General features: G+C 54.2%; 18 protein-coding genes. 5 read left to right on the forward strand and 13 right to left on the reverse strand.

Features of this window, described 5'->3' with window-relative positions; translation table 11 throughout:
- Positions 1-36 precede the first annotated feature (36 nt).
- Positions 37-783 carry a TrmH family RNA methyltransferase gene (locus CA264_RS05715; protein WP_025605372.1) on the reverse strand — a complete coding sequence of 249 codons (747 nt, stop codon included), beginning with the start codon at positions 781-783 and terminating at the stop codon, positions 37-39.
- 15 nt (positions 784-798) lie between these two features.
- Here CA264_RS05715 and tamL point away from each other — a divergent pair, with 15 nt between their 5' ends.
- Positions 799-3,237: a translocation and assembly module lipoprotein TamL gene (tamL, locus tag CA264_RS05720; protein ID WP_036775533.1), complete on the forward strand. Its 2,439-nt coding sequence runs from the start codon at positions 799-801 to the stop codon at positions 3,235-3,237.
- A 103-nt stretch (positions 3,238-3,340) separates the two neighbouring features.
- Here the strand turns inward: tamL and CA264_RS05725 are convergent, their stop codons facing one another.
- A complete protein-coding gene (locus tag CA264_RS05725; RefSeq protein WP_025605376.1) occupies positions 3,341-5,419 on the reverse strand; it encodes an alpha-ketoacid dehydrogenase subunit alpha/beta in 2,079 nt (692 codons plus the stop codon).
- Between the two features lie 271 nt (positions 5,420-5,690).
- Here CA264_RS05725 and hemF point away from each other — a divergent pair, with 271 nt between their 5' ends.
- Genes hemF through CA264_RS05745 form a run of 4 tightly spaced genes read left to right on the forward strand, consistent with a single transcriptional unit; the run spans position 5,691 to position 10,539 of the window.
- Positions 5,691-6,593 carry an oxygen-dependent coproporphyrinogen oxidase gene (gene hemF, locus CA264_RS05730; protein ID WP_025605377.1) on the forward strand — a complete coding sequence of 301 codons (903 nt, stop codon included), beginning with the start codon at positions 5,691-5,693 and terminating at the stop codon, positions 6,591-6,593.
- Entirely contained in the window at positions 6,593-7,168 is a 576-nt protein-coding gene (locus CA264_RS05735; protein ID WP_025605378.1) for a phosphatase PAP2 family protein, read from the forward strand. The genes hemF and CA264_RS05735 overlap by 1 nt, the downstream gene beginning before the upstream one ends.
- 54 nt (positions 7,169-7,222) lie before the next feature.
- The gene (locus CA264_RS05740) at positions 7,223-9,601 is read left to right on the forward strand and encodes a TonB-dependent receptor (protein WP_237151180.1); all 2,379 of its coding nucleotides are present in this window, start codon (positions 7,223-7,225) and stop codon (positions 9,599-9,601) included.
- 2 nt (positions 9,602-9,603) lie between these two features.
- A complete protein-coding gene (locus CA264_RS05745; protein ID WP_025605381.1) occupies positions 9,604-10,539 on the forward strand; it encodes a DUF4249 family protein in 936 nt (311 codons plus the stop codon).
- 13 nt (positions 10,540-10,552) lie between these two features.
- Here CA264_RS05745 and CA264_RS05750 read toward each other — a convergent pair whose 3' ends face one another.
- The 11 genes from CA264_RS05750 to ccoS form a co-directional block, all read right to left on the reverse strand.
- Positions 10,553-11,380 (reverse strand): ion transporter, encoded by an 828-nt coding sequence (locus CA264_RS05750; RefSeq protein ID WP_025605383.1) that lies wholly within the window; start codon positions 11,378-11,380, stop codon positions 10,553-10,555.
- A 78-nt stretch (positions 11,381-11,458) separates the two neighbouring features.
- Positions 11,459-12,859 carry a TIGR00341 family protein gene (locus CA264_RS05755; protein WP_025605385.1) on the reverse strand — a complete coding sequence of 467 codons (1,401 nt, stop codon included), beginning with the start codon at positions 12,857-12,859 and terminating at the stop codon, positions 11,459-11,461.
- A 40-nt stretch (positions 12,860-12,899) separates the two neighbouring features.
- Positions 12,900-14,252 (reverse strand): DUF2254 domain-containing protein, encoded by a 1,353-nt coding sequence (locus CA264_RS05760; RefSeq protein WP_025605386.1) that lies wholly within the window; start codon positions 14,250-14,252, stop codon positions 12,900-12,902.
- 289 nt (positions 14,253-14,541) lie between these two features.
- A complete protein-coding gene (locus CA264_RS05765) occupies positions 14,542-15,462 on the reverse strand; it encodes a universal stress protein (protein ID WP_025605387.1) in 921 nt (306 codons plus the stop codon).
- An 88-nt stretch (positions 15,463-15,550) separates the two neighbouring features.
- Entirely contained in the window at positions 15,551-16,267 is a 717-nt protein-coding gene (locus CA264_RS05770) for a sulfite exporter TauE/SafE family protein (RefSeq protein ID WP_025605389.1), read from the reverse strand.
- A gap of 7 nt (positions 16,268-16,274) precedes the next feature.
- Positions 16,275-16,739, reverse strand: a complete 465-nt coding sequence (locus CA264_RS05775; protein WP_025605391.1) for a FixH family protein — start codon at positions 16,737-16,739, stop codon at positions 16,275-16,277.
- A 76-nt stretch (positions 16,740-16,815) separates the two neighbouring features.
- Positions 16,816-18,228, reverse strand: coding sequence for a cytochrome c oxidase accessory protein CcoG (gene ccoG, locus CA264_RS05780; RefSeq protein WP_025605393.1), 1,413 nt, complete (start codon positions 18,226-18,228; stop codon positions 16,816-16,818).
- 260 nt (positions 18,229-18,488) lie between these two features.
- Positions 18,489-19,691, reverse strand: a complete 1,203-nt coding sequence (locus tag CA264_RS05785; RefSeq protein ID WP_025605394.1) for a c-type cytochrome — start codon at positions 19,689-19,691, stop codon at positions 18,489-18,491.
- A complete protein-coding gene (locus tag CA264_RS05790) occupies positions 19,688-19,882 on the reverse strand; it encodes a hypothetical protein (RefSeq protein ID WP_025605396.1) in 195 nt (64 codons plus the stop codon). The genes CA264_RS05785 and CA264_RS05790 overlap by 4 nt, the downstream gene beginning before the upstream one ends.
- Positions 19,883-19,987: 105 nt before the next feature.
- Positions 19,988-22,180 (reverse strand): cytochrome-c oxidase, cbb3-type subunit I, encoded by a 2,193-nt coding sequence (ccoN, locus tag CA264_RS05795; protein ID WP_025605397.1) that lies wholly within the window; start codon positions 22,178-22,180, stop codon positions 19,988-19,990.
- Between the two features lie 419 nt (positions 22,181-22,599).
- The gene (ccoS, locus tag CA264_RS05800; RefSeq protein ID WP_025605399.1) at positions 22,600-22,779 is read right to left on the reverse strand and encodes a cbb3-type cytochrome oxidase assembly protein CcoS; all 180 of its coding nucleotides are present in this window, start codon (positions 22,777-22,779) and stop codon (positions 22,600-22,602) included.
- Between the last annotated feature and the right edge of the window lie 23 nt (positions 22,780-22,802).

Raw genomic sequence — 22,802 nt, forward strand, 5'->3', positions numbered from 1 at the left:
CCGTGAGGCTCCTCTTTCTGTTATGCTACTACTCTATCAGCTGTTGCGCTTAAAGTTATCGATGATGATGGCCGTGGCCGTGGCCACGTTGAGCGACTCGGCTCCTCCGAAGGCCGGGATCTTGACCAGTTGGTTTACCTGTGCAGCCACCTCCGGCCGAATGCCATTGGCCTCGTTGCCGAGCACCACAATGCCTTCGGGCTTTAGCTGCATGCGGTGCAGGTTTTCTCCGCTGAGGGCCGCGCCATAGATGTTATACTTCGCGGTGTGCTGTTGCAGCCAGTCGGGCAGGCCCAGGTAGTACACGTTTACGCGGGTAAAGGAGCCCATGGTGGAGGAGATAACTTTCGGGTTGTAGAAGTCGGCGCAGGTTTCGGAGCAGACGACTTTGTTAATGCCGTACCAGTCGGCAATGCGGATGATGGTGCCGAGGTTGCCGGGGTCGCGGATGTCGTCGAGGGCGATAGCCAGCTCCTGCGGGCTTAGCTGCAGCGGTGGCAGCTGCCGCATACTTGCCACGGCCAGGGCTGCGTTATTACTGGCGAAGGTGCCGGCTTTTACCAGTTCCTCCTCCTTTACCACCTCATAAGCATAACCTTTGCCCAGGATCGCGGTATGTTCACGCAGGAAGGCTTCGGTTACGAACAGGTGTTGCAGCTTAAAGCCGGAGTGCAGCAGCTCCAGTACACTTTTGGCACCCTCTACCACAAAGGCTTGGTGTTGATTGCGGTATTTTTTTACTTGCAGGGATTTAATATACTTTACAACTGCTTTCGACAACATAGCTAGGTTACACGTTTGAGATCACGATTATACATATCTGCCCTGATTTTTACAATGCTAGGCGTTAACGCCTGCGTTCCCACGAAATACCTGGGTGAGAACGAAAAGCTGCTTGTAAGTATAGAGCCACAGGGCTTGGAGACGGTGGATCCGACTGCTATTCAGAGCCTTTACCAGCAGGAGCCCAACCGCATGGTGCTCGGCTCCACCCCTTACCTGGCGCTCTACAATTTCGGTAAAAAGTTTTACGACCCGCAGAAGATCCAGGCGCGGATAGAAAAGCAGCAGGCCAGAAAGGCGCGCAAGATCGAAGAGGCGGGCAGCGACTCCACGCAGATCGTAAAGCTACGCGATAAATATGACAACCGCATTGAGCGCCTGAAGAACAAGCTGAAGGAGGGCAACTTCATTATGCAGCTTGGGGAGCCGCCCGCCATCTACGACTCGACGTTGATGGAGGCGACGATGGACCAGATCGATGTGTACCTGAACTCCAAAGGCTACTTTAACCATGAGGCCAGCTACACCAAAAGCGTGAAAAGGGACAAGCTCGTATACATTGACATCAACATAGATGAAAACGAGCCCTACCGCTACTCTGAGCTGAGCTATGACATTGAGGACCCGCGTGTCCTGCGCATTGTAAAGGCCACCGAGGACCGCTCGCTGCTGCAACTGGGCGAGAAGTATGACGAGGATGAGCTGACACTGGAGCGCGACCGGCTGTACCAGCTGCTAAAGAACCGCGGTTACTACGACTTTGCCCGTGCCTACATTGAGTTTGAGGTTGATACGAGCTATGCCGGCAACACGACCCGCATCAAAACCATTATAGAGAACCCCGAGCAGGACTCCACCCACAAAGTGTACACCATCAACGATGTATACTTTAAAACGGACTCCGATCGCTTCGGTATTCCGCGCGACACCATGGTTTACAACGGGGTAAAGTACGTGGCCTACGACCAGAAGTACTCGCCGCTCATCCTGGACAAAAAGATTGACATTTACCCGGGCCAGCGCTACAGCCAGCTGCGCACCTCTACCACACAGCGTAAGCTGGCCGACCTGGATGTGTTCCAGTTCAACAACGTGCTCTACACCAAGGTAGACCCCAATGACTCCACCTATGCGCTGAATGCGCTGGTGAATGCCCTGCCGGCCAAGAAGTTTCAGGAGACGGCTGAGCTGGGGGTAAACTTTACGGAGCGGCGCCCGGGCCCCTTCTCGAGCCTGACCCTGCGCGTGCGCAATGTGTTCGGCGGTGCCGAGAACCTGGACCTGGGGATACGGGGCGGACTGGAGTACCAGGTGAGCTTTACAGACCCGGACGAGACGGTGCAGATACAGGAGTTTGGCGCCAATGCCGCCCTCTCGTTCCCGGTTATCCTGCTGCCCTTTACAAACCACAGCCTGCTGTCGGAGTACAGCCCGCGTACGCGAGTGTACACAGGCTACAGCAGCGAAGACCGGCAGGAGTACGTGCGATCGACCTACGAGCTGGGCCTGGACTATATCTGGCAGCGTTCGCGCAACCCTTTGCAGCCCCCGGTGATGCAGTTTATCTTCTCCCCTGTTAACCTGAACATTGTGCAGGGCGATATACGGGATGAGAACTTTCGAAATACGTTGGAAAACAACAGCTCCGGCGGCCGCTCGCTCCTCGAAAGTTTTGACGACGGTATTATCTCCTTCGTCGGCTTTAGCTTTATCTATAACACCAACGATTTTACGCAGACCCGCAATGCCCGCTACTTCAGAACCCTGGTGGAGCTGGGCGGGCTTTCCAAAGAGCTGGGGCTGGAGCTGAATATAAACAACCTGCGCACCTACCAGTACGGGCGTATTAACCCGGATTTCCGTCGCTACATCCCCCTGGGCGGGCAGCGCTACTTTGTGTATCGCCTGAATGCGGGTGTGGTCTCTCCCATGTTTGGCGAGAACACTATTCCGTACGACAAGTTCTTCTTTGCCGGCGGCGCCTCCAGCGTGCGTGCCTGGCAGTCGCGGCGCTTAGGCCTGGGCTCTTACGCCTCCCTGCGCACCGTAGATGACGAGGAGGGCAACATTGAGGTGGTGCGGGACTACAGTATAGAGCAGCCGGGTGAGGTGCTGGTGGAGGCCAACCTGGAGTACCGCTTTAACATGTTCAGCTTTATAAACGGGGCTTTCTTTGTGGATGCGGGTAACGTGTGGCTCCTGGAGCCCAACAGAAACAAACCGGGTGCCGATTTCCAGTTCAATAGGTTTTACAAAGAGCTGGCGGTGGGTACCGGATTCGGGCTTCGCTTTGACCTGTCGGTGCTGATTCTGCGCTTTGACCTGGCCACCAAAGTATACGACCCGGCAAACTGGAAGAACGATAAGTTTGTGCTGCCTAACTTTAAGCTGACCGATTTTTTTACCCGGAACAACCAAAGCACCTTACAAATCGGTATCGGCTATCCTTTCTAAACCAGATGTTTTCAGTGTGGCAGGCCTATGGTAGGCCTGCCCTAGGCATAAAAAAAGCCCTGCCAGGTATAGGCAGGGCTTTTTTTATACTTGTTAGCTATACTTAGTAGTTCAGCAATTCTTCCATTTTGGCTGCCACTTTCTCTGCATTCGGCAGCATCATTTTCTCCAGCTCCACATTCAAAGGAATGGCCGGAAGGTTGGCGGCACCCAACGTATAAATCGGCGCATCTAGTTTCTGGAAGCAATCTCTAGACAAGCGACCAGCCAGGGATTCAGCGAATGAGTTCATCAGCGGTTCTTCTGTCAGCACCAGCGCTTTGCCGTGGCGCTCCACTGAGGCGCGTACTGTCTCGTAGTCCAGCGGGTTTAGCGTACGCAGGTCCACGATTTCTATACTGCCCGGGAATTGCTTTGAAGCGGTTTTTGCCCAGTATACGCCCATGCCGTAGGTAATCACCGTCATGCTGTTGCCCATGCGCATCTCCTCCTCGCTTGCCTGCTGCACCATGTTCGCCTTGCCCAGTGGCAGGATGTAATCTTCGTCTGGTTCAAACGTTTTGGCGTCTTCAGTGCCCGGTACTTTAGACCAGTAAATGCCTTTGTGCTCCAGCATCACCACTGGATTCGGGTCCAGGAAAGCGGCTTTCATCAATCCTTTCATGTCGGCAGCGTTGCTCGGGAAAATTACCTTTATGCCGCGTATGTTCAGCAGCGTAGATTCTATACTTCCGGAGTGGTAAGGCCCGCCGCCGCCATAGGCCCCAATCGGTACGCGAATAACGGACTGAACCGGGAACTGGCCATTGCTCAGGTAGCAGCTTTTTGACAGCTCCTCCACCAGTTGGTTAATGCCTGGCCAGATATAATCAGCAAACTGTATCTCTACAATCGCTTTAGCACCTACCGCTGACATGCCTGCCGTAGAGCCAACTATGTAAGCTTCCTGAATTGGTGTGTTAAACACGCGGGCATCGCCATACTTCTTTGCCAACAATGCCGCTTCACGGAAAACACCGCCTAGCTCTCCGCCTACATCCTGGCCGTAAAAAAGCGCCTCAGGGTAAGTATTCAGGATATCATCCACAGCGTGCAGGGCAGCATCTACCATGGTCACTTTCTCGGCACCTGCTGGGCTTCGTTCTCCTTTTTCTTCCGTTACCGGCGTTGGCGCAAACTCATGCTTGTCAAAAGAAGCCGGGTCTGGATTAGGTGCATTCAGCGCACGCTCATAATCGGCTGCTACCGTTTGCATGGCTTCCTGCTCCAGCAGTTTCACATCGTCTACCGACAATCCGGCTTCCAGGAGCACTTCGCGCAATTTCGGAATCGGGTCATCTATGCTATGCTGTTGCAGGTTTTCTCCCCGGTACCACTCACGGCGCACACCGGAAGTATGGTGGCCCAGCAGCGGCACTTTGGCGTGCACGAGAATCGGTCTGCGTACTTTGCGCACATACTCGATGGCAACACGCATTCCTTCATACGATTCCTCGAAGTCGGAGCCGTTTACGCGCAGGCGCTCCATCCCTTTAAAGCCAGCGGCATACTCAAAGGCGTCCATGGCGCGCATTTCTTTGCCTGTAGCCGAAATGCCCCAGTCGTTGTCCTGAATCAGGTAGATAATCGGCAGCCCCTTGAGCACCGCCATTTGGAAGGCTTCGGCAACTTCGCCTTCGGTTACGGAGCCATCCCCTAAAGAACAGAGCACAATAGGGCGCTCCTCTCCTTTCAGCAGGCCCTGCCCCTCCAGGTAAGCCAGGCCATGGGCCATGCCTGTGGCCGGTATCGCCTGCATGCCGGTGGCAGAGCTTTGGTGCGGAATGGTCGGGAAGCCTTCTCGTTTCAGCGACGGGTGCCCATAGTAGGTGCGGCCGCCCGAGAAGGGATCATCGGCTTTGGCCATCAGCTGCAGCATCAGTTCATACGGCTGCAGGCCCATGCCCAGCAGCATCGAGTCATCGCGGTAGTAGAGGGAGGCGAAGTCATAAGGTTGCAGCTGCAGCGCGGCGGCCAGTTGTATGGCTTCGTGTCCGCGCGAGGTGCTGTGCACATACTTGCTGCAAATCGCCTTGTTTTCTTCGTAAGTATCTGCCAGGGTTTTGGCAGTAATCATCAGTCGGTAAGCCTTTTTGAGTAGTTCCAGATCAAGTTTTATGGCTTCCAGGGTTTCGTTAGACATAGTGCGTGTTAAGGTTTGCCCGAATTTACAAATTTTCAGCTTTTAAGTAAAATACGGAATGCGTTCGGCAAAACGCCGGAGAATCGGTAATTTTGTGGCAAAGTTTAATCTAAGACATAAGACTAAGGATACAAGACACAGGACTTACCATGTACCTATCTTTATGATGGAATACTACTTCACAAATGGCCCTAAGCACCTTTATGTTTTAGTCTTTTATCTTGTGTCCTTAGTCTTGTGTCTAAAAAATCAAATCTAGCGTCTAAAGAATATGTTTAGAGAAAAAGTAGAGGCGTTTATGCGCCAGTTCCAGTCAGACCTTTGCCATGCTTTGGAAACCTGCGACGGCGGTGCCAAGTTCAGTTCAGAAATCTGGCAGCATGAAGGCGGCGGCGGCGGTAACACCCGCGTGATTGAAGGCGGTAATGTGCTGGAAAAAGGCGGCGTAAACTTTTCTGCGGTGCAGGGCGAGCTATCGCCTCAGTTCCTGAAGGCGCTGCAAATGCCAGACCCGAACTACTTTGCTACCGGCGTATCGGTGGTGATGCACCCGAGCAGCCCCATGGTGCCGATCACGCACATGAACGTGCGCTACTTTGAGGCTGGCAACGGACAGGCCTGGTTTGGCGGCGGCATTGATCTTACGCCCATCTACCTGGACCTCAAGCAGGCACGCGAGTTCCATGAGCAGATGAAGGCCGTGTGCGATAAACATCACCCAAGCTATTACCCGGAGTTCAAAAAATGGGCCGACGACTATTTCTATAACGAACACCGCGACGAGACACGCGGCGTGGGCGGCATTTTCTTCGATAGGTTAATGGCAACAGATGAGATAAGCATGGAAGACCGCCTGGCCTTTGTGCATGATGTGGCCTATGCCTTTGCTCCTTTTTATACATCCATCATCAACCAAAACCGCGACCTGCCTTACGGAGAGCGCGAAAAGCAATGGCAGCTCATGCGCCGTGGCCGTTACGTGGAGTTTAACCTGGTGTACGACCGTGGCACCAAATTCGGCCTGCTTACCAAAGGCAGAATAGAGTCAATTTTGATGAGCTTGCCAACGCACGCTTCCTGGATTTATAACTTCACGCCAGAGGCAGGCAGCCCGGAGGAGCAGACACAGGAGTACCTGAAAAAAGACATCGACTGGATTAACGCCGGAAAGTAATGCTGGAGATGCTCGAGCAGCTGGATAAGGAGGCTTTCCTTTACCTGAATGAGATGCACAGCCCTTTTTGGGATGCTGTGATGGTTTTTGTGTCGGAGAAGCTGGTATGGATACCTTTTTACCTGGGGTTGATTGTTTACCTGGTCTGGCGCTACCGCCGCAAAAGTATACTGATGCTGCTGCTGGTGATCGTAGCCATCGGCTTGTCTGATTTTATCGCCTCCGGCATTATGAAGCCATACTTTATGCGCCTTCGCCCCTGCCACGACCCCACGCTCTCGGAGTTCATCAACATCGTGGAGGGCTGTGGCGGCCGGTTTGGCTTTATCTCCTCGCATGCGGCCAATACCTTTGCGCTGGCGGTTTTCTTTAGCCTGATTCTCTCAGACCGCTACCTGGCCTTCAAGGTCATACTTATTGCCTGGGCGGTGGTGGTTACCTACAGCCGCATTTACCTCGGTGTGCACTTTCCGGGGGATGTGCTTTTGGGCGCCCTGCTGGGCTCCTTTATGGCGTATCTGTGCTCTCTGGCCTTTTACATCCTGGTGAACAAATATCCCTACTTTTCGCGTTAAACCTTTGCAAGAAACTGCTGTTTTCCCAGTAGTCACTCAACAGCAGAAACAGGTTTGCGGATATTCAATCATTCATTTATACTTCTGGTAGGTCTGCTTTGCCTGCTGGTGCCGCCGGCAGTGGCGCAGTCTATCTATACGTTGTCGGGGCGGGTGCTGGATGCCACCACGGGTGAGGCGCTTGCGGGTGCCACCGTTTTCCTGAAAGAGCGCCCGGGCAATGGCACGATAACAGACGCCTCCGGTAGTTATAGCTTTACGGCTCCTGCCGGGGCGTACAGCGTTGTGTCCAAGTATATTGGCTACGACGAAAAGCAGCAGCAGCTGCAGCTCGACCGCAATACCGCGCTCACCTTCCGCCTGGCTCCCACGGCCTATGACGTACAGGAGGTGGAGGTGGTTGCCACCCGCAAACCTCCCATCACAGAGACCCCCGTGATGGGCCAGCTGGAGTTGCCGCTGGAAACAATTAAAACCCTGCCGGTTATCTTTGGGGAGGTGGATATCCTGAAAACGGTGCAGCTCCTGCCCGGCGTGAAGTCGGCTGGGGAAGGAAGCACCGGCTTCTATGTGCGCGGCGGCGGCGCTGACCAGAACCTGGTGCTGCTCGACAAAGCCACCGTGTACAACCCCGGTCACCTGTTTAACTTCTTCTCCGTCTTCAACAGCGACGCCATCGACAACACCACGCTGATAAAAGGCAGCATGCCGGCCCGCTACGGCGGTCGCCTTTCCTCTGTGCTCGATATCGGCATGAAGGAAGGCAGCCTGTCAGACTTTAAGGTGGACGGTGGCGTAGGGCTGATCTCCTCGCGGCTATCGGTGCAGGGGCCGCTGGCCGAGGACAAGGCCGCGTTTATACTTTCCGGCCGCCGCACGTATGCCGACGCCGTGTTCAACCCTTTCCTGAAGGACACAGAACAGGGCGGTGTGCCCTACTATTTCTATGATATTAACGGGAAACTCAGCTTTGTGCTTTCGGAGCGGGACAGGCTCTACCTCAGTGGCTACTACGGCCGCGATGTGGGTGAGCTAACCTTGTCGGATGGGCGCTTTCAGTCTGAGTTTTTCTGGGGAAATGCCAGCGCCACTGCCCGCTGGAACCATCGGTTCAGCGACCAGATGCAAGTGGATGTTTCGGGGGTGCTGAGCGACTATAAGTTTGAGTTTACCTGGGATTTTGGCGGCTTCAATACCGTGGTACAGACCGGCGTGCGCGACTACAGCGCCAACCTGGACTTCGACTATAAACCAAGCGCGCTGCATCACCTGCAGTACGGCGTGCAGTACACGTACCATCAGTTGCGCCCGCGCTCCGGGGTGGCCGAAGGTGTGGAGGGTCAGGATTTTAACACAGACCGCCTGCGCACCAAGTACGCCCACGAAACGTCCTTTTACCTGTCAGACGATATTTATGTAACGGACAGGCTGCTGCTTAGCCTTGGTTTGCGAAACAGTTACTTTAACCAGGTGGGGCCCTTTGAGCTGTATCGGTTTAACGAAAACCAGGTAGTGGTAGACTCCACGCTGTACCGCAGTGGCGAGGAGGTGGTGGCCTACAGTGCCTGGGAGCCGCGCGTGTCGCTGAACTACACCTTAAGCAAGAGCAGCTCCGTGAAGGCGGCTTTTACGAAGTCGGCGCAGTACCTGCACCTGGTATCCAATGCCTATACCACGCTGCCGCTGGATGTGTGGGTGCCCAGCTCGGCACTGGTGGAGCCGCAGCGGGCCACGCAGTATGCCCTGGGCTACTTTAAAACACTGAAGGGTAACCAGTACGAAGGCTCCGTGGAAGTATACTACAAGGACCTGGAAAACCAGCTGGAGTACCGCGAAGGCTTTGCCCCCGGCCCCAGCAACCGCGACCTGGAGTATGAATTTGTGAGCGGCGGCGGGGAGTCTTACGGCGTGGAGCTTTTCCTGCGCAAAAACTACGGCAACCTGCAGGGCTGGTTTGGCTATACCCTCTCCCGCACTACCCGCACGTTTCCGGACCTGAACGAGGGCAAGCTGTTCCCGGCGCGATACGACCGTCGCCACGACCTGTCTGTGGTGGCAAGCTACAAGTATAACGACCGCTGGACCTTTGGCGGCAGCTTCGTCTACGGCACCGGAGAGGCTACTACCCTGCCGGTGCGCCGCTATTACATTGAGGGCTCCGTAAACTACCAGTACGGCGAGCGCAACAGCTTCCGGATGGAGCCCACGCACCGCCTCGACCTGTCGGCTACCCTGCAGGCAAAGAAATGGAAGAATATCGAAAGCAGCTGGACCTTCTCCATCTACAATGTGTACGGCCGCCGCAATCCGTTTCTGTATTACATCGATAATGAAGGAGAGCCGTTCGGGAACAACGTAAAGCTGCAGGCGAAGAAAACCTCCATCATCCCGTTCCCGCTGCCTTCTGTTACCTGGAACTTTAGCTGGAAATAAATATGAGACTAGCGCAAACCATCCTATCCGTTCTTTCTCTGGCGCTGCTGTTTGGCTGTGAGGAGGATGTGACCATTGACCTGCCCGCGGGCGAAGAACAGTTGGTGGTGGAAGGGCATATTGAGCAGGGCGCACCGCCAGTGCTCGTCCTGACCCGTTCCGTACCCGTGTTTGCCGATGCCTCGCTGGAAACGCTGGAGAAAAGTTTTGTGCACGATGCCAAGGTAACTGTTACCACAGGCGGGCAAAGCTATACTTTAAAGGAGGTGCCGTCAGGGGCTTTCTCAGAAGAACTTAAAAGGGCTGTTTCGTTGCAGATTGGGGTGCGGCCGGAACTGCTGAATGCCTCCGGGGGCTTTAACTTTTACGTTTATACTTCGGAAGAACTGCAGGGCGAGGTGGGGAAAAGCTACAGCCTTCGCATCAGCCATCAGGGTAAAACGCTTACCGCTGTTACGACCATTCCGCAGCTGAACCCGCTGAGCGAGCTAACCATCTCGCCACACCCCAAACCTGAAGAGGACAGCCTGCGCATCCTGAACTACTCCTACACCGACCCCGACACCATCGGCAACAGCATCCGCTACTTTACCAAACGGAACAGTGAGCCATTTTACCCGGGGCTCTTTAACTCTGTTTTTAACGATGAGCTGATCAATGGGGGCTCCATTACTTTCCCGCTGGACCGGGGGGAGCCGAAGGGGCAGGAAGAGATTGATGAGGATTTGTACAGCTATTTTGGAGTGGGTGACACGGTGACAGTGCGCTGGGCCGCTATCGACCTGCCGCACTACCGCTTTTGGAGCAGCCTGGAGAACGAGCAGAACAGCAACGGCAGCCCTATCGGGTCGCCTAACATTACGCGCTCCAACATCAAAGGTGGCCTGGGCGTGTGGGGAGGCTATGGTGTTACCTACCACACGCTCATCATCAGGTAAAGGCCGTGTGTCATCAGGCTCTTTCGGGGGCCTGGAGAGCGTAACCGCAATTATAGCAATAGTTGGCTTCGGCCGGGTGCCCCTCTTCGTGGCAGTTGGGGCATGTGCGCGTGCCGGCCATCTTCTTGTCAGACCTGGACATTTCTACCGTTACGATGCCTGTCGGCACAGCTATAATGCCGTAGCCCATGATCATCACAAAGCTGGCCAGCACCTGGCCAAGCGCCGTCACCGGGGCTATGTCTCCGTATCCAACGGTGGTTAACGTAACAATGGCCCAATAAACGCTGGTGGGGATGCTGGTAAAGCCGCTCGCCTCGCCTTCGATGATGTACATCAAGGAGCCGATGATGATCACGAGCGTGATCACCGTGCCCAGAAAAACGGCAATTTTCGTTAAGCTAGCTTTCAGGGCGCTGGATAGCTGCTGCCCTTCGTTTATGAAGCGCGTCATCTTAAAGATGCGCGCTATCCGCAGCAGGCGCAGTACCCGCACCACTAGCAGGTATTGCGTGCCAAGTATAAACAGGCTCAGGTACGTGGGGATGATGGAGAGTAAATCAACCAGCCCAAAAAAGGAGAAGATGTACTTAAACGGCCTGGGCGTGCTGTAAATCCGGAGAATGTACTCCACGGTGAAGATGATGGTGAAAGACCACTCCAGCGCCAGAAACAAGCGCAGGTGCTCCTGCCTTAGCTCAGCCACGCTCTCCAGCGAAACCGTGGCGACACTGGCCAGGATCAAAAGGAGCAGTATAACATCGAACGCTTTGCCTCCCGGTGTTTCTGCTTCAAAGATAATCGTATACAGCCTCTGCTTTAAAGTGCTAGATCTAGTCATGCCGGGCTTTTATGTAAAGGGTTTATAGCCCCTTTACGTAAAAGTCCGCGCCAGGCTGGCAGCCAGGGTTCATTCCGCTTAGAAAGTGGATACTACCCGTACAGAGTCGCGCTGTAGCTTGCTTGCCAGGTAAGACCTGATGCGGCCCTCATACTCCTTCACCTGCGCTGTTCTTTGCTTTTGTTCCGCCGCTTTTTTCTTAGCGTTGTTGGCGGTGGCCTCGGCTGTCTCTGGTTTTCGCCAATCGAGCATTACCAGCGTCACGGTGTCTGGCTTCGCGGGGTTGGTGGTGCTGATCATCTCTCCTACCTGCACTTTCTGGATTTCAGGGAAAAGTAGCTTCAGGTCCTGTGTGGCACTGCTCCTGGACAGATGCAGTTGCTGGCGGCGCACACTATCCGACCGCTGCTCCTGCAGCTTTTGCAGCTCCATGGTTTTGAGCATGTCCTGCGTCAGGTTGTGGGTTATGTCGTAGGCAATCTGCTGTACCTCCTCCGGCGACACATCCAGCTGAACAAGCCGTACCCGGTACTGTTTCAGGCTGTTTTGGGCCAGCACCTGGTTGTAATGCTGCACCAGTTTCTCGTCTACCTGCTTGCCCACGCTGTATATCTTGATGTACTTTAAAGAGTCTGTCTCCTGCATCTCCCACTTTAGCACCTCGTTGTTGCGGTCTGTGAAGTCTGTGATAACTAGGCTCTCGATTTTCTTTTTCGTTTTAACCCCTACGTACACGTTGTACAGGAAGTAAACACTTGGCAGCACCACTATAAATAACATGATTCCCATGATCTGGGCAACGCGCTTCTGCTTGGCCTGGTCTACATAGGATTTGGTGTGGAAGTGCAGGTACTTCACGATCATGTAGGTGGAGAGGCTGATAAAGACGGCGTTGATAAAGAAGAGGTAAAAGCCCCCGAAGAAATAATCAATGCGGCCTACGGCAAGCCCAAAGCCAGCCGTGCAGAGCGGCGGCATCAAGGCGGTGGCAATGGCTACACCCGGAATAGCATTGGACCTATCGGAGCGCGAAATTGAGATGATACCGGCTATCCCCCCGAAAATAGCCACCATCACATCCAGTAAAGTAGGTTGCGTGCGGGCCAGTAGCTCGTTTGTAGGTTCGCCGAGCGGTGTTATGCTAAAGTATAACGTGCTCACCAAAAGACCCGCAGCAGCTGCCAAAGCCAGGTTCTTGATGGAGGCAATAAGCATTTCGCGGTCGTTGATGCCCACCGAGAGGCCCACGCCAAGTATAGGCGACATGAGCGGCGAAATTAACATGGCACCGATAATGACTGCCCCGGAACTGGTGTCGAGGCCAATGGAGGCCAGCATGGCAGAGCAGATCAGCATCCAGGTGTTGTTGCCACGGATCGGTATTTTGTCGTTAATCTCCCGGATGGTGCCGGGCTCGTCTGTCTCGTGCTGGATGTTGAGAATATGCCCCAGCGATTTTTTAAGGGCTTGGAAAAACATAACTGAAATAGTAAGCTGGCTGCAAAACTAAATAATTTTCTCAGACGCAGCTAGTTTCCCGCTTCAGCAGCGGCAAAGGTTTATCCAGTACCTGCATGTTGTTCAGCTGCCGCAGCAGGCTGTTTATTTTTTCGCGGTCACCAGGGTTCTCGGTGTTCTCATCCGCGTCATGTATGAGTAAAATGGCCTCCCCGTACAGCACCGGCTTTAGCTCTGGGTGCGGGCCCACCTTATGCAGCAGGCTTTGCAGCAGCTGCAGCAGCCGTAGCACGATGATTACGCTGCCCTTGCCGTACAGCCGGATGGGGCTAAGCGACACTGCGTAGAGGTCTCCGAAGGTTTCGTGCTTAAAGTGGATGCGCCCTGCGTTGTCTTTGTCGTAGAGCACTTTCTCATCGGTCAGATCCATTCTCAATGCGAAGAGGGCGGTGAGGTAGTCGATGGCCTTGATGGCTGTGCCCGGGTCGTTGATTCCCGGGCTCAAGGCTTTTACGGCACTCTCGGTGATGTGCTTAAAGCCGAAGATGTAGTTTACATCCGGCCGCTCTTCGCGGTAAAAGTTAACGTGCCCGAAGAGGCGGCTGGTAAACTCCTTCATGTCAGGCAGCCTCTTGTTGACCCTCGCAAAGGGCACTCCCTCTACCAGAAAACTGCCGAGCGGCTCGAAAAAGTCCAACACCACCTCATACTCCCGCAAAAGGCCCATCACCGCGCCTGTGTCCAGGCTTTGCAGGTAGCCGGTGGTGGGGCTCTCCAGTGTTTGCCACTCCGCTTGCTGGTTAAAGACGTTCGGAATTGCCGTTCCCCTGTCCCTGTCGATTTCCCCCTCCAGGCTTCTCTTGGTGACGTAGAAGATGTTTTCGAGGATGCTTTCGATTTGGATGGACTGCGACACCGCGTGAATGAAGTACACAAAAAAGCCCAGGCAGATAATGGCAAAGCACATGGCCAGGAAAATGGTAAAGCCCGGCAGCGGCACGCTGTAGTAATCGGACCTCACGTTCACCATCACCACCAGCGTGTAAACCAGGGTGCCCAGATACAGGCCCAGCACACTTTGGTTCGACTTGTGGGAGATCAGGCCCGGGATAACGCGAGGCGTAAAGTTCGCGCTGGCCTGGTTGAGCACCAGCATCACCATGGTAAAGCTAAACACTGTCAGCGAGATAATGCCACCGGCTATTGTGCTGAGAATCAGGCGGGCCGTTTCTCCGTTACTGATGATCAGGAGCGGCAGGTTATCCTTCAGGCTCTTGCTCAGGCCCTGCGTCTCGAGGTAGAGCATCAGCAGCGCCAGCGCGAAAAAGCACACGGAGATAAGGGTCGGGTAAAAGCCAATACTGGTGGTGATGTACTGGTACAGAAACTTCAGGTGGCTGATTAGTCTTTTCATAGTATGGGCCGAGGCTGCTGCTGCGGGCACAGCGCCTCTCTGTTGCTCATACTTATACTTTCCGGTGCAGGTTTAGCAAAGCAAGCGTAGTGCATGCAGTTGTGGCTGGCTTTCAGGTGGATGCGTTGCGTTGTAGAGGCAGGGTGTTGCCGTGAGAGCAGGCGGGCTGGGTGAGAGACCTTCTAGCAAAAAAGCACAGCGCAGGCTTTAGGCCTGCGCTGCGCTTTATACTTCACAAACAGCCTTTCAACATGTGTGCAGGCTTTGGGCGGGAATCATTTTTTGGGAGTTAGGCGGTTTTAATGCCTGCCAGGGCTGCTTTGGGCTTGTGGTGGTGCTGCAGCTTGCTGGCACAGTTTGTACAGCAGCCGGAGCACGGCTTTTGCTTCAGCTGCCGGAAGGTGACCAGCGGAACCCGCGTGTGGTAAGCCATCGTCTTGACATAAGCGTTGCTGAACAGGCGCTGCATCAGGTGGTTGTCCTGCGTGGCCAGTATAAGCATATCGGTGTTTTGCTGTTCGGCAAAGTCGCTGATGCCTTCCAGCATGTCTTCTTCCTCCAGGAGCTTAAACTTTACCTCTTTGCCTTTTAAGAGCTTCTCCACCTCCCGCATAGCCGCCTTCAGGCTGCACAGCTGCGCGCGCTCTGCCGGGCTGTAAACCTGCACCAGGGTTAGTCTGGCTCCTGCCTGCTCCGCAAAGCTTTGGATGCGCCGCAGCACGAGCGGGTCGCGGTCGGTAAAGTCGGTGGCGAACACCAGGTTCCGGGGCTTTTGGTAGGAGCTTTGCTGTGGCACAACCATTACCGGCACCTCCAGCTGCTCCATAACGGCAGCGGCGTGGTCGCTGCCAACACACTGCTCGGCAGGCAGCGGGCATGCCTCCATCAGCACCAGGTCCACGGCATAATCCTGTGTTACCTTCTTGATGTTCTCGCGCAGCGAAAGGGGGCGCACCACGCAATCGAAATGCACAAATCCAGCTCCGGGCTTCTGCTGCTTTCCCAGTGCCCGCTCCCCAAAGGCACGCAGCGACTGTATGATGCGGCTCTTTTGCGTATAGGTAACCTCTGCCTGCCCGGTGCAGTGCAGGAGTAGCAACTCCGCTCCCACGGCTTTGGCAAAAGATCCGGCATAGCTTAAGAGCGCCTCACTTAACTGGTCTAACTTTACTGGTACCAGCACCCGCTTCACATATACTGCCTCGTTCATAGTCTTATCTTTTCAGTCGTAAGATGTTTCCTTTCATTCACTCAAAAAATGACCAAAGTCACTTTCCCCTGATTTTATGCCAATCCCTCTACTTCGGTTTTGTGCAGCAGGTAATTTCTGTCGTGTGGTGTGCCGTGTGCGCTATCTTCGGGCTCACGTACGGGATGCCGAGGTTCAGGCCGCGCATAATGAACAGTACGGCCAACGCCATACCTACATAAGGCACTGCCCGGTTAAACGAGCGGCGCAGCTTCAGGCTGATAAACTTACCGGAAAGGGACACCAGGAACATGAGCGGAAAAGTGCCCAGCCCGAAGAGCAGCATGTAAAGCATAGCCCCCGGCACGCCCGGCGCACTGATGGCCCCGGCCAGTGCAATGTAAACAAAACCGCAGGGCAGCAGCCCGTTCAACAGGCCCACCATAAACAGGGCGCCCAGGTTGTTTTGGCCGAAGAAGTAGCCCAGCTTCTGGCGCACCCAGAGCATCAGCTTGTCAGTGCCTAACATGTTGCTGGCTTTGCCCTTGAGGGCAGCGGGTAAAACCAACAGTAGAAGTATAAGGAGGCCCGAAACAACGGAAACCACCTGCTGCAGTCCCGCCATTTGTAACGTGGCCCCGAAGGCACCTGCCAGTGCGCCTAACAAAGTATAGGTAGCCAAGCGCCCCCCATTGTACAGGAGGCGACCCGCGTAGTAACGCCAGCCGCTGCTCCCGCCAAATGGTAAGGCCATGGCAATCGGGCCGCACATCCCGACGCAATGGAAACTGCCTAAAAGTCCGAATAGAAAACCTGCCCAGATCATGGCTTTCTTATTTTATGCTGATTGCTTTCTCTGCAAAATACACTTCGTTGCCTGCGCTGAAGTTTACGCGCACCTTCCAAAGGCCCTGCTGCAGCGTGTCTGTCTCCAGCAGCTGGCTTTGGTCACGGCCCAGTTGCAGCGGCACTTCAAAGTCAAGCCCTTCGTCTGACGGGCGAAAGAAGCTGACGGCACCGCGCACAGCCTGCCCCTGAAATCCTTCCGGCAGCTGCAATAGTATGTGCTGGTCCTCCGCTTTATAGGTGATCGCCACCTCGCCTACAGCCACAGTGCGCCCCACGGTGTTGATGTGGTCCTGGTAAGCGATTTCCTGCTCATAGTAGTTCTTGCTGACCAGGTCTACGTCCTGGCGCATGGCTTTTGTCACGAAAAAGATAATGTAGCCGGCAAACAGTACGATTGCTGCGATGATGCCGTAAGGCCAAAGTGTTGTGGTTTTATGTTCAGTTGTCATGATATTCTTCTTTATGATTTTTTTGTGTCGCCCTTCTAAAGCAAAAAGGCATTACTCCTGCTTTAGGTAAAGAGGGCTAGTGTGCAGGTGCTAAGAACTTTGTGTCCTGCACGGTGATGAGCTCGTCGTTGTAGAATAAGCCTACCTCAATCTCCGAATTCATTCCCTGAAGCTCCTCCAGCGGTATCTCTGTAAAGAACACGCCTTCCACTATGCCCTGCGCCGGCAGCACCAGTTGCTCTCCTCCTATCACCTGTATCGTTCCCTGCTTGTCCAGCAGCTTGAGGGTTAGAGGCATCTCGTGGTTGGTCTTGTTGATCACGGAGATATTGTAGAGGTTCTTGATGTGCCCCTGCTCCGTTTTCTGGTACAGCTGGCCCGGGGTGCGAAGGATGGTTGCCTGAGCCTCATCGCGGGTGAGCAGCAGTGTGCTTAGCGCCGTGAGCAGCACTGCCAGCACGGCGGTGTAGCCAATCACGCGGGGCGTGAAGAACTTCCACTTCTTGCCTTCGGCTATACCCTCCTCAGATTCGTAGCGAATAAGACCCTCCGGCTTCTCAATCATGCGCATGATGTCGTTGCAGGCGTCGATGCAGGCGGTGCAGTTAATACACTCCAGCTGCTGTGCCCCGTTGCGAATGTCGATCCCGGTCGGGCAAACGTGCACACACTGCTTGCAGTCAATGCAGTCGCCCTCGGTGCGCTCCTGGTTTTTGCGCAGCTTGCCGCGCGGCTCGCCCCGGCCGTAGTCGTAGGCTACCACCACCGTCTTCTTGTCGAGCATCACTCCTTGCAACCTGCCGTACGGGCAGGCGATGGTGCAGACCTGCTCCCTGAACCAGGCGAACACGCCGTAAAACAGGCCGGTGAACACCACAATGGCACCCAGGCCGCCCAAGTGGTTAAAGGGGTTGTCCGTTGCGATTTCCCGCAGGGCATCTATACCAATAACATAGGCCAGAAAGGTGTTGGCGATGAGAAAGGAAATGGCGAGAAAGATTGCCGTTTTAGAGCCTTTCTTCAGGATTTTCTCTGCATTCCAGGGCATCTTGTCCAGTGCCTTCTGCTTGGTGTAGTCTCCCTCTATGGCGTACTCGATTCTTCGGAAAACCATTTCCAGGAAGATGGTCTGGGGACAAACCCAACCACAGAAAACACGGCCATAGACAACCGTAAAGAGAATAATGAAGAGGGTCATGGCCAGAAAGGCCAGCACCAGCAGAAAGAAGTCCTGCGGCCAGAACAGCACGCCGAATATCACGAACTTGCGCTCCACGATGTTAAGCATGAGCAGCGGCAAGCCGTTTATCTTGATGAATGGGCCGGCGAAAAGGAGCGCCAGCAGACCGTAGCTTACGTATTTACGGTAGTTGTAGAGTTTGCCTTGCGGCTTTTTGGGGTAAACCCAGACTCTTTTGCCCTCCGCGTCTACTGTAGACAGGTGATCCCGAAACTCTTCGGTGGGCTTTTGTTTAGTTGTTGTTGGCATGGCAGTTTAATTTGTGCGGATATTAATCCTGCCTGTTGGTTAAAATGGAAAAAAGAACTTAGCAGATAGAAAAATCTACTATGACAAAAGTCCACAATTACCACATGCCAAAAGATGACCTAGGTCACTCACGCCAGTGATTATCGTCACTAACGGTGGCTTCCTGTACTTCTAAGCGGTTTCGTAGCCGAAAACCTTACTGAAACAAAAAGCTGCAGACACCGGGGTGCCTGCAGCTTTCAACTTGCTGTTGGATCTGCTTACTGCTTTTCGCCTTGCGGCTCTTTGGCGTTGGCCGGGTTAGTGCCTTGCAGAGACAGAATATAGCTGGAAACCTCCAGGATCTGATCTTTGGAAAGCTTGCCCTGCCATGGCACCATGCCTTTGGCCGGTACACCGAACTTCACCGTTTTAAAGATGTCGTTCACGTTGCCGCCGTGCAGCCAGTACTCATCCGTCAGGTTTGGCCCTACGGTACCCTGTGCTTCCTGGCCGTGGCAGGCAGCGCAGTTGGTCAGGAACGTAGATTTACCGGACTCCAGCGCAGCAGCGTCTGTCAGCACCTCAAAGTTGGTAACCGCGTTCGGGTCGTTATCGGCGCTGGCGGCAAACAGGGCTGCCTGTTGCATCTCCAGCTCATACTCCTGCTCCTGCAACAAGCCGCTGTTAAACACGTGGAAGTGCAGCATATAGCCTATGGCAAATACGATGGACACGTAGAACATGTACTTCCACCAAGGCGGCAGGTCGTTGTCGTACTCCTGGATCCCGTCGAAGTCGTGGTTGGAGTGGATTTCGTCTTTTGCCTTGCCAGTTACCACGGTGGCATCCCCACGCATCAGGAACAGAACGCGCCCGGCAAAGGAGCTGCGGAAGTCCTCGTCGTAAATCGAGTCGCCCAGCATCGGTATAAACAGGCGGATCAGCATGATCAGCGTGGCGATAATCAGCAGCACAATAATGCCGGACAGGGCAATCGTGATGTGCACCAGCGGAGGCAGCTCCATAAAAGACACCTCTTTGGGGGCAGCCGCGGCTTCTGCCTCGGTGCCGCTGTCAGCGGCAGGCGTGGCTGCGGCAGCCGCTGGCTTCTCACTCTCCTCCTTCACATAGGCAATTACGTTGTCTATGTCGCTGTCGGACAGCTGGCCGCCGAAGCTGGCCATCTGTACTTTGCCGTACTTCTCGAATACCTCCTTGGCTGTCGGGTCGCCGGATTGGATCATCTCCGTAGAGTTCTTCACGAACTTCTTTATCCAGGCTTCGTCGCGGCGTTTGTGCACGTCTTTCAGCGCAGGGCCCACCACGTCTGTTTCTATGCTGTGGCAGGCGGAGCAGTTGGCGTCAAATATCTTCTTTCCTTCTACTGCATCCTGGGCCTGCACAGCGGTGGTGCCCAGCAGCAGCAGGCCGGCCGCCAGGGCAAGGCTGCCTTTTTTGATCTTTACAGTGTTCCAGCTCATTGTCTTAGTCCTCCCATGGTAGTGTCTTCATCTTCTTTGCCGCAGGCGATGCTGCTCATCATGTCCACATGCTTCTTATCCAGCAGGAATACATACACGAGTAAACCCAGGAAGAAGAGGAAAAAGATGCTGAAGGAGATGATCGGATATATTTCGATGCCGTCTATGGCTTGCAAAACATTCTTATACATGGCTTTTATATTTAGGACACAGGTAGCAAGACACAGGACACAAGACTTTTAGTAAAGAGGTCTTATACAGATTTGGTCTTGTGTCTTGATACTTGCGTCTTGTGTCTATTCTACTTCTTCCGTTTTCACTTTAATATCGGTTCCCAGGCGCTGCAGGTAAGCGATCAGGGCTACGATCTCCTTCTCAGGCTTCACTTCCAGGCCTTCTTTGGCCAGGTCTGCTGAGATGCCTCTGGCCTGCTCCATGAGCTCTTCGTTGGCGTTGGCGATGTACTCCTCTTCGTAAGGAACGCCCAGCTTTTTCAGCGTTTCCAGTTTGGCCTGCGTAGTGCTCTGGTCAATCTCCTGCTCAAACAGCCAAGGGTAAGCCGGCATGATAGAGCCTGGTGACATTGAGGTTGGGTCCATCATGTGGTGGTAGTGCCAGGAGTGCGGGTACTTGCCGCCTACGCGGTGAAGGTCCGGACCGGTACGCTTGGAGCCCCACAGGAAGTTGTGGTCGTACACAAACTCACCCGCTTTAGAGTACTCGCCGTAGCGCTCTGTCTCTGATCTGAACGGTCGCACCATTTGGGTGTGGCAGTTAACGCAACCCTCTTTTATGTACAGGTCGCGGCCCTGCAGTTCCAGCGAAGTATAAGGCTTCACGCTGGCAATGGTCGGCACGTTTGATTTGATCACGAAGGTTGGAATAAACTCTACCAGACCGCCGATCAGGATCGCAACCGTAGCGAAGATGGCCATTTGAGTAGGGCGTTTCTCAATCCAGCTGTGCCAGTGGCCGGCGTTGTTGCTGGCAGTAGGCACTACTACCGGAGCCTCTGTGCGCTCGTTGGCAACCAGTTTGCCAGACTTGGCAGTTTTTATCAGGTTGTACACCATCAGGAACACGCCGCTCAGGTAAAGCACCCCGCCGATACCGCGCAGGTAGTACATCGGCACGATCTGCAGCACAGTCTCCAGGAAGTTAGGATACTGCAGCATGCCTTCTTCTGAGAACTGTTTCCACATCAGGCCTTGGGTAAAGCCTGCCCAGTACATCGGGATGGCGTAGAAGAGGATACCTAGGGTGCCCAACCAGAAGTGTGTGTTGGCAAGTTTAACAGAGTACAGCGGTGTTTTGTACAGGCGTGGGAACAGCCAGTACAGCATGGCGAAGGTCAGGAAGCCGTTCCAGCCAAGAGCACCTACGTGTACGTGTGCTACAATCCAGTCAGTAAAGTGGGCAATGGCGTTTACGTTTTTCAGCGACAGCATCGGGCCTTCGAACGTAGCCATACCGTAGGCTGTGATGGCCACCACCATAAATTTCAGGATCGGGTTCTCACGTACTTTATCCCAGGCGCCGCGCAGCGTCAGCAAACCGTTGATCATACCACCCCAGCTCGGGGCAAGCAGCATCACAGAGAAAACCACACCCAGCGACTGTGCCCAGTCAGGCAGCGACGTATACAGCAAGTGGTGCGGGCCCGCCCAGATGTAGATAAAGATCAGGGACCAGAAGTGAATGATGGACAGGCGGTAAGAGTAAACCGGGCGGTTGGCCGCTTTAGGCAGGAAGTAGTACATCAGGCCCAGGAACGGCGTTGTCAGGAAGAACGCCACCGCGTTGTGGCCATACCACCACTGCACCAGCGCATCCTGTACACCGGCGTAGCCAGAGTAGCTTTTCAGGAAGTTCACCGGCATCTCGTACGAGTTCACGATGTGCAGCACGGCCACTGTCAGGAAAGTAGCGATGTAGAACCAGATGGCTACGTACAGGTGCTTCTCCCGGCGCTTGGCAATCGTACCGAACATGTTCCAGCCGAACACCACCCATATCAGGGTGATAGCTATGTCGATAGGCCACTCCAGCTCAGCATATTCTTTAGAGGTGGTAAAGCCCAACGGAAGCGTGATAACGGCAGAAACGATGATGAGCTGCCAGCCCCAGAAGTTGATTTTACTGAGCCAGTCGCTGTACATACGCGTTTTGCAGAGGCGCTGCAGCGAGTAGTACACGCCCATAAAGATGGCGTTGCCCACAAAGGCGAAGATCACCGCATTGGTGTGCAGTGGTCTGATACGGCCGAACGTAGTATACTGCGTGCCCATGTTCAGCTCAGGCCGAGCCAACTGAAACGCGATCAGCGTTCCGATCAGCATGCCGGCGATACCCCAGAATACCGTGGCGATACCAAAATCCCGAACAATCTTGTTGTCATAAAAGAATGTGTCGGTCGCCCCCGGGTCTTTACCTTTCGGCACGACCCTGTCCGGAGCATTTTCTAAGACTTCTGCTACATTAGTTGACATGTGCGGTGTCCTCCATTTGTTAAAGTGTTGTATGTGATTTGTTGTGTGATTTCTCTGGTACTGCTGGCTTCCGTTCGGAGCAAGGCGGCACGTCATTTTCAACAGTTCAAAATTGCGCAGGAATGCGTTTCTAAAAGATGACGAATGTCACTCGGGTAAGTGATTGATATCAGCTGAGGCCGCAGGAAGGCCTCTGGTGCCGGTTATAAGTGGATTTGCTGCAACGGGACAGCGAAGGGGAAATGAAAAATCCACAGGAAAATGCGGAAGACATTTGACCTGGCACGGCGTTCAAAAGCATCTCTCAGCTTAGAGCTATACTTTAACCATGTCCCTTTTTTACACGACAGGGCAAGGTGGTACGGCTGCTGTAGCCGTACCACCTTGCCCTACAGCGGTTGTGAGGAATGAATAGCCAGCTACGCCTTCTTCGGCTCTGTGCCGCCGCTTTTGGAGGCAGGTTCATTTTCGAACAGCATACGGACGGCGGGTGTATAGTCATCCTCGTACTGGCCGGATTTTACGGCCCACAGAAACGCGGCCAGAAATCCGCTGGCTACTGTTACACTGATACCGATAAGTAAGAATATGATAAACATGGTTGTTGGCGGTTAAGGTATGT

Source organism: Pontibacter actiniarum (genome assembly GCF_003585765.1).
Lineage (GTDB): Bacteria > Bacteroidota > Bacteroidia > Cytophagales > Hymenobacteraceae > Pontibacter > Pontibacter actiniarum.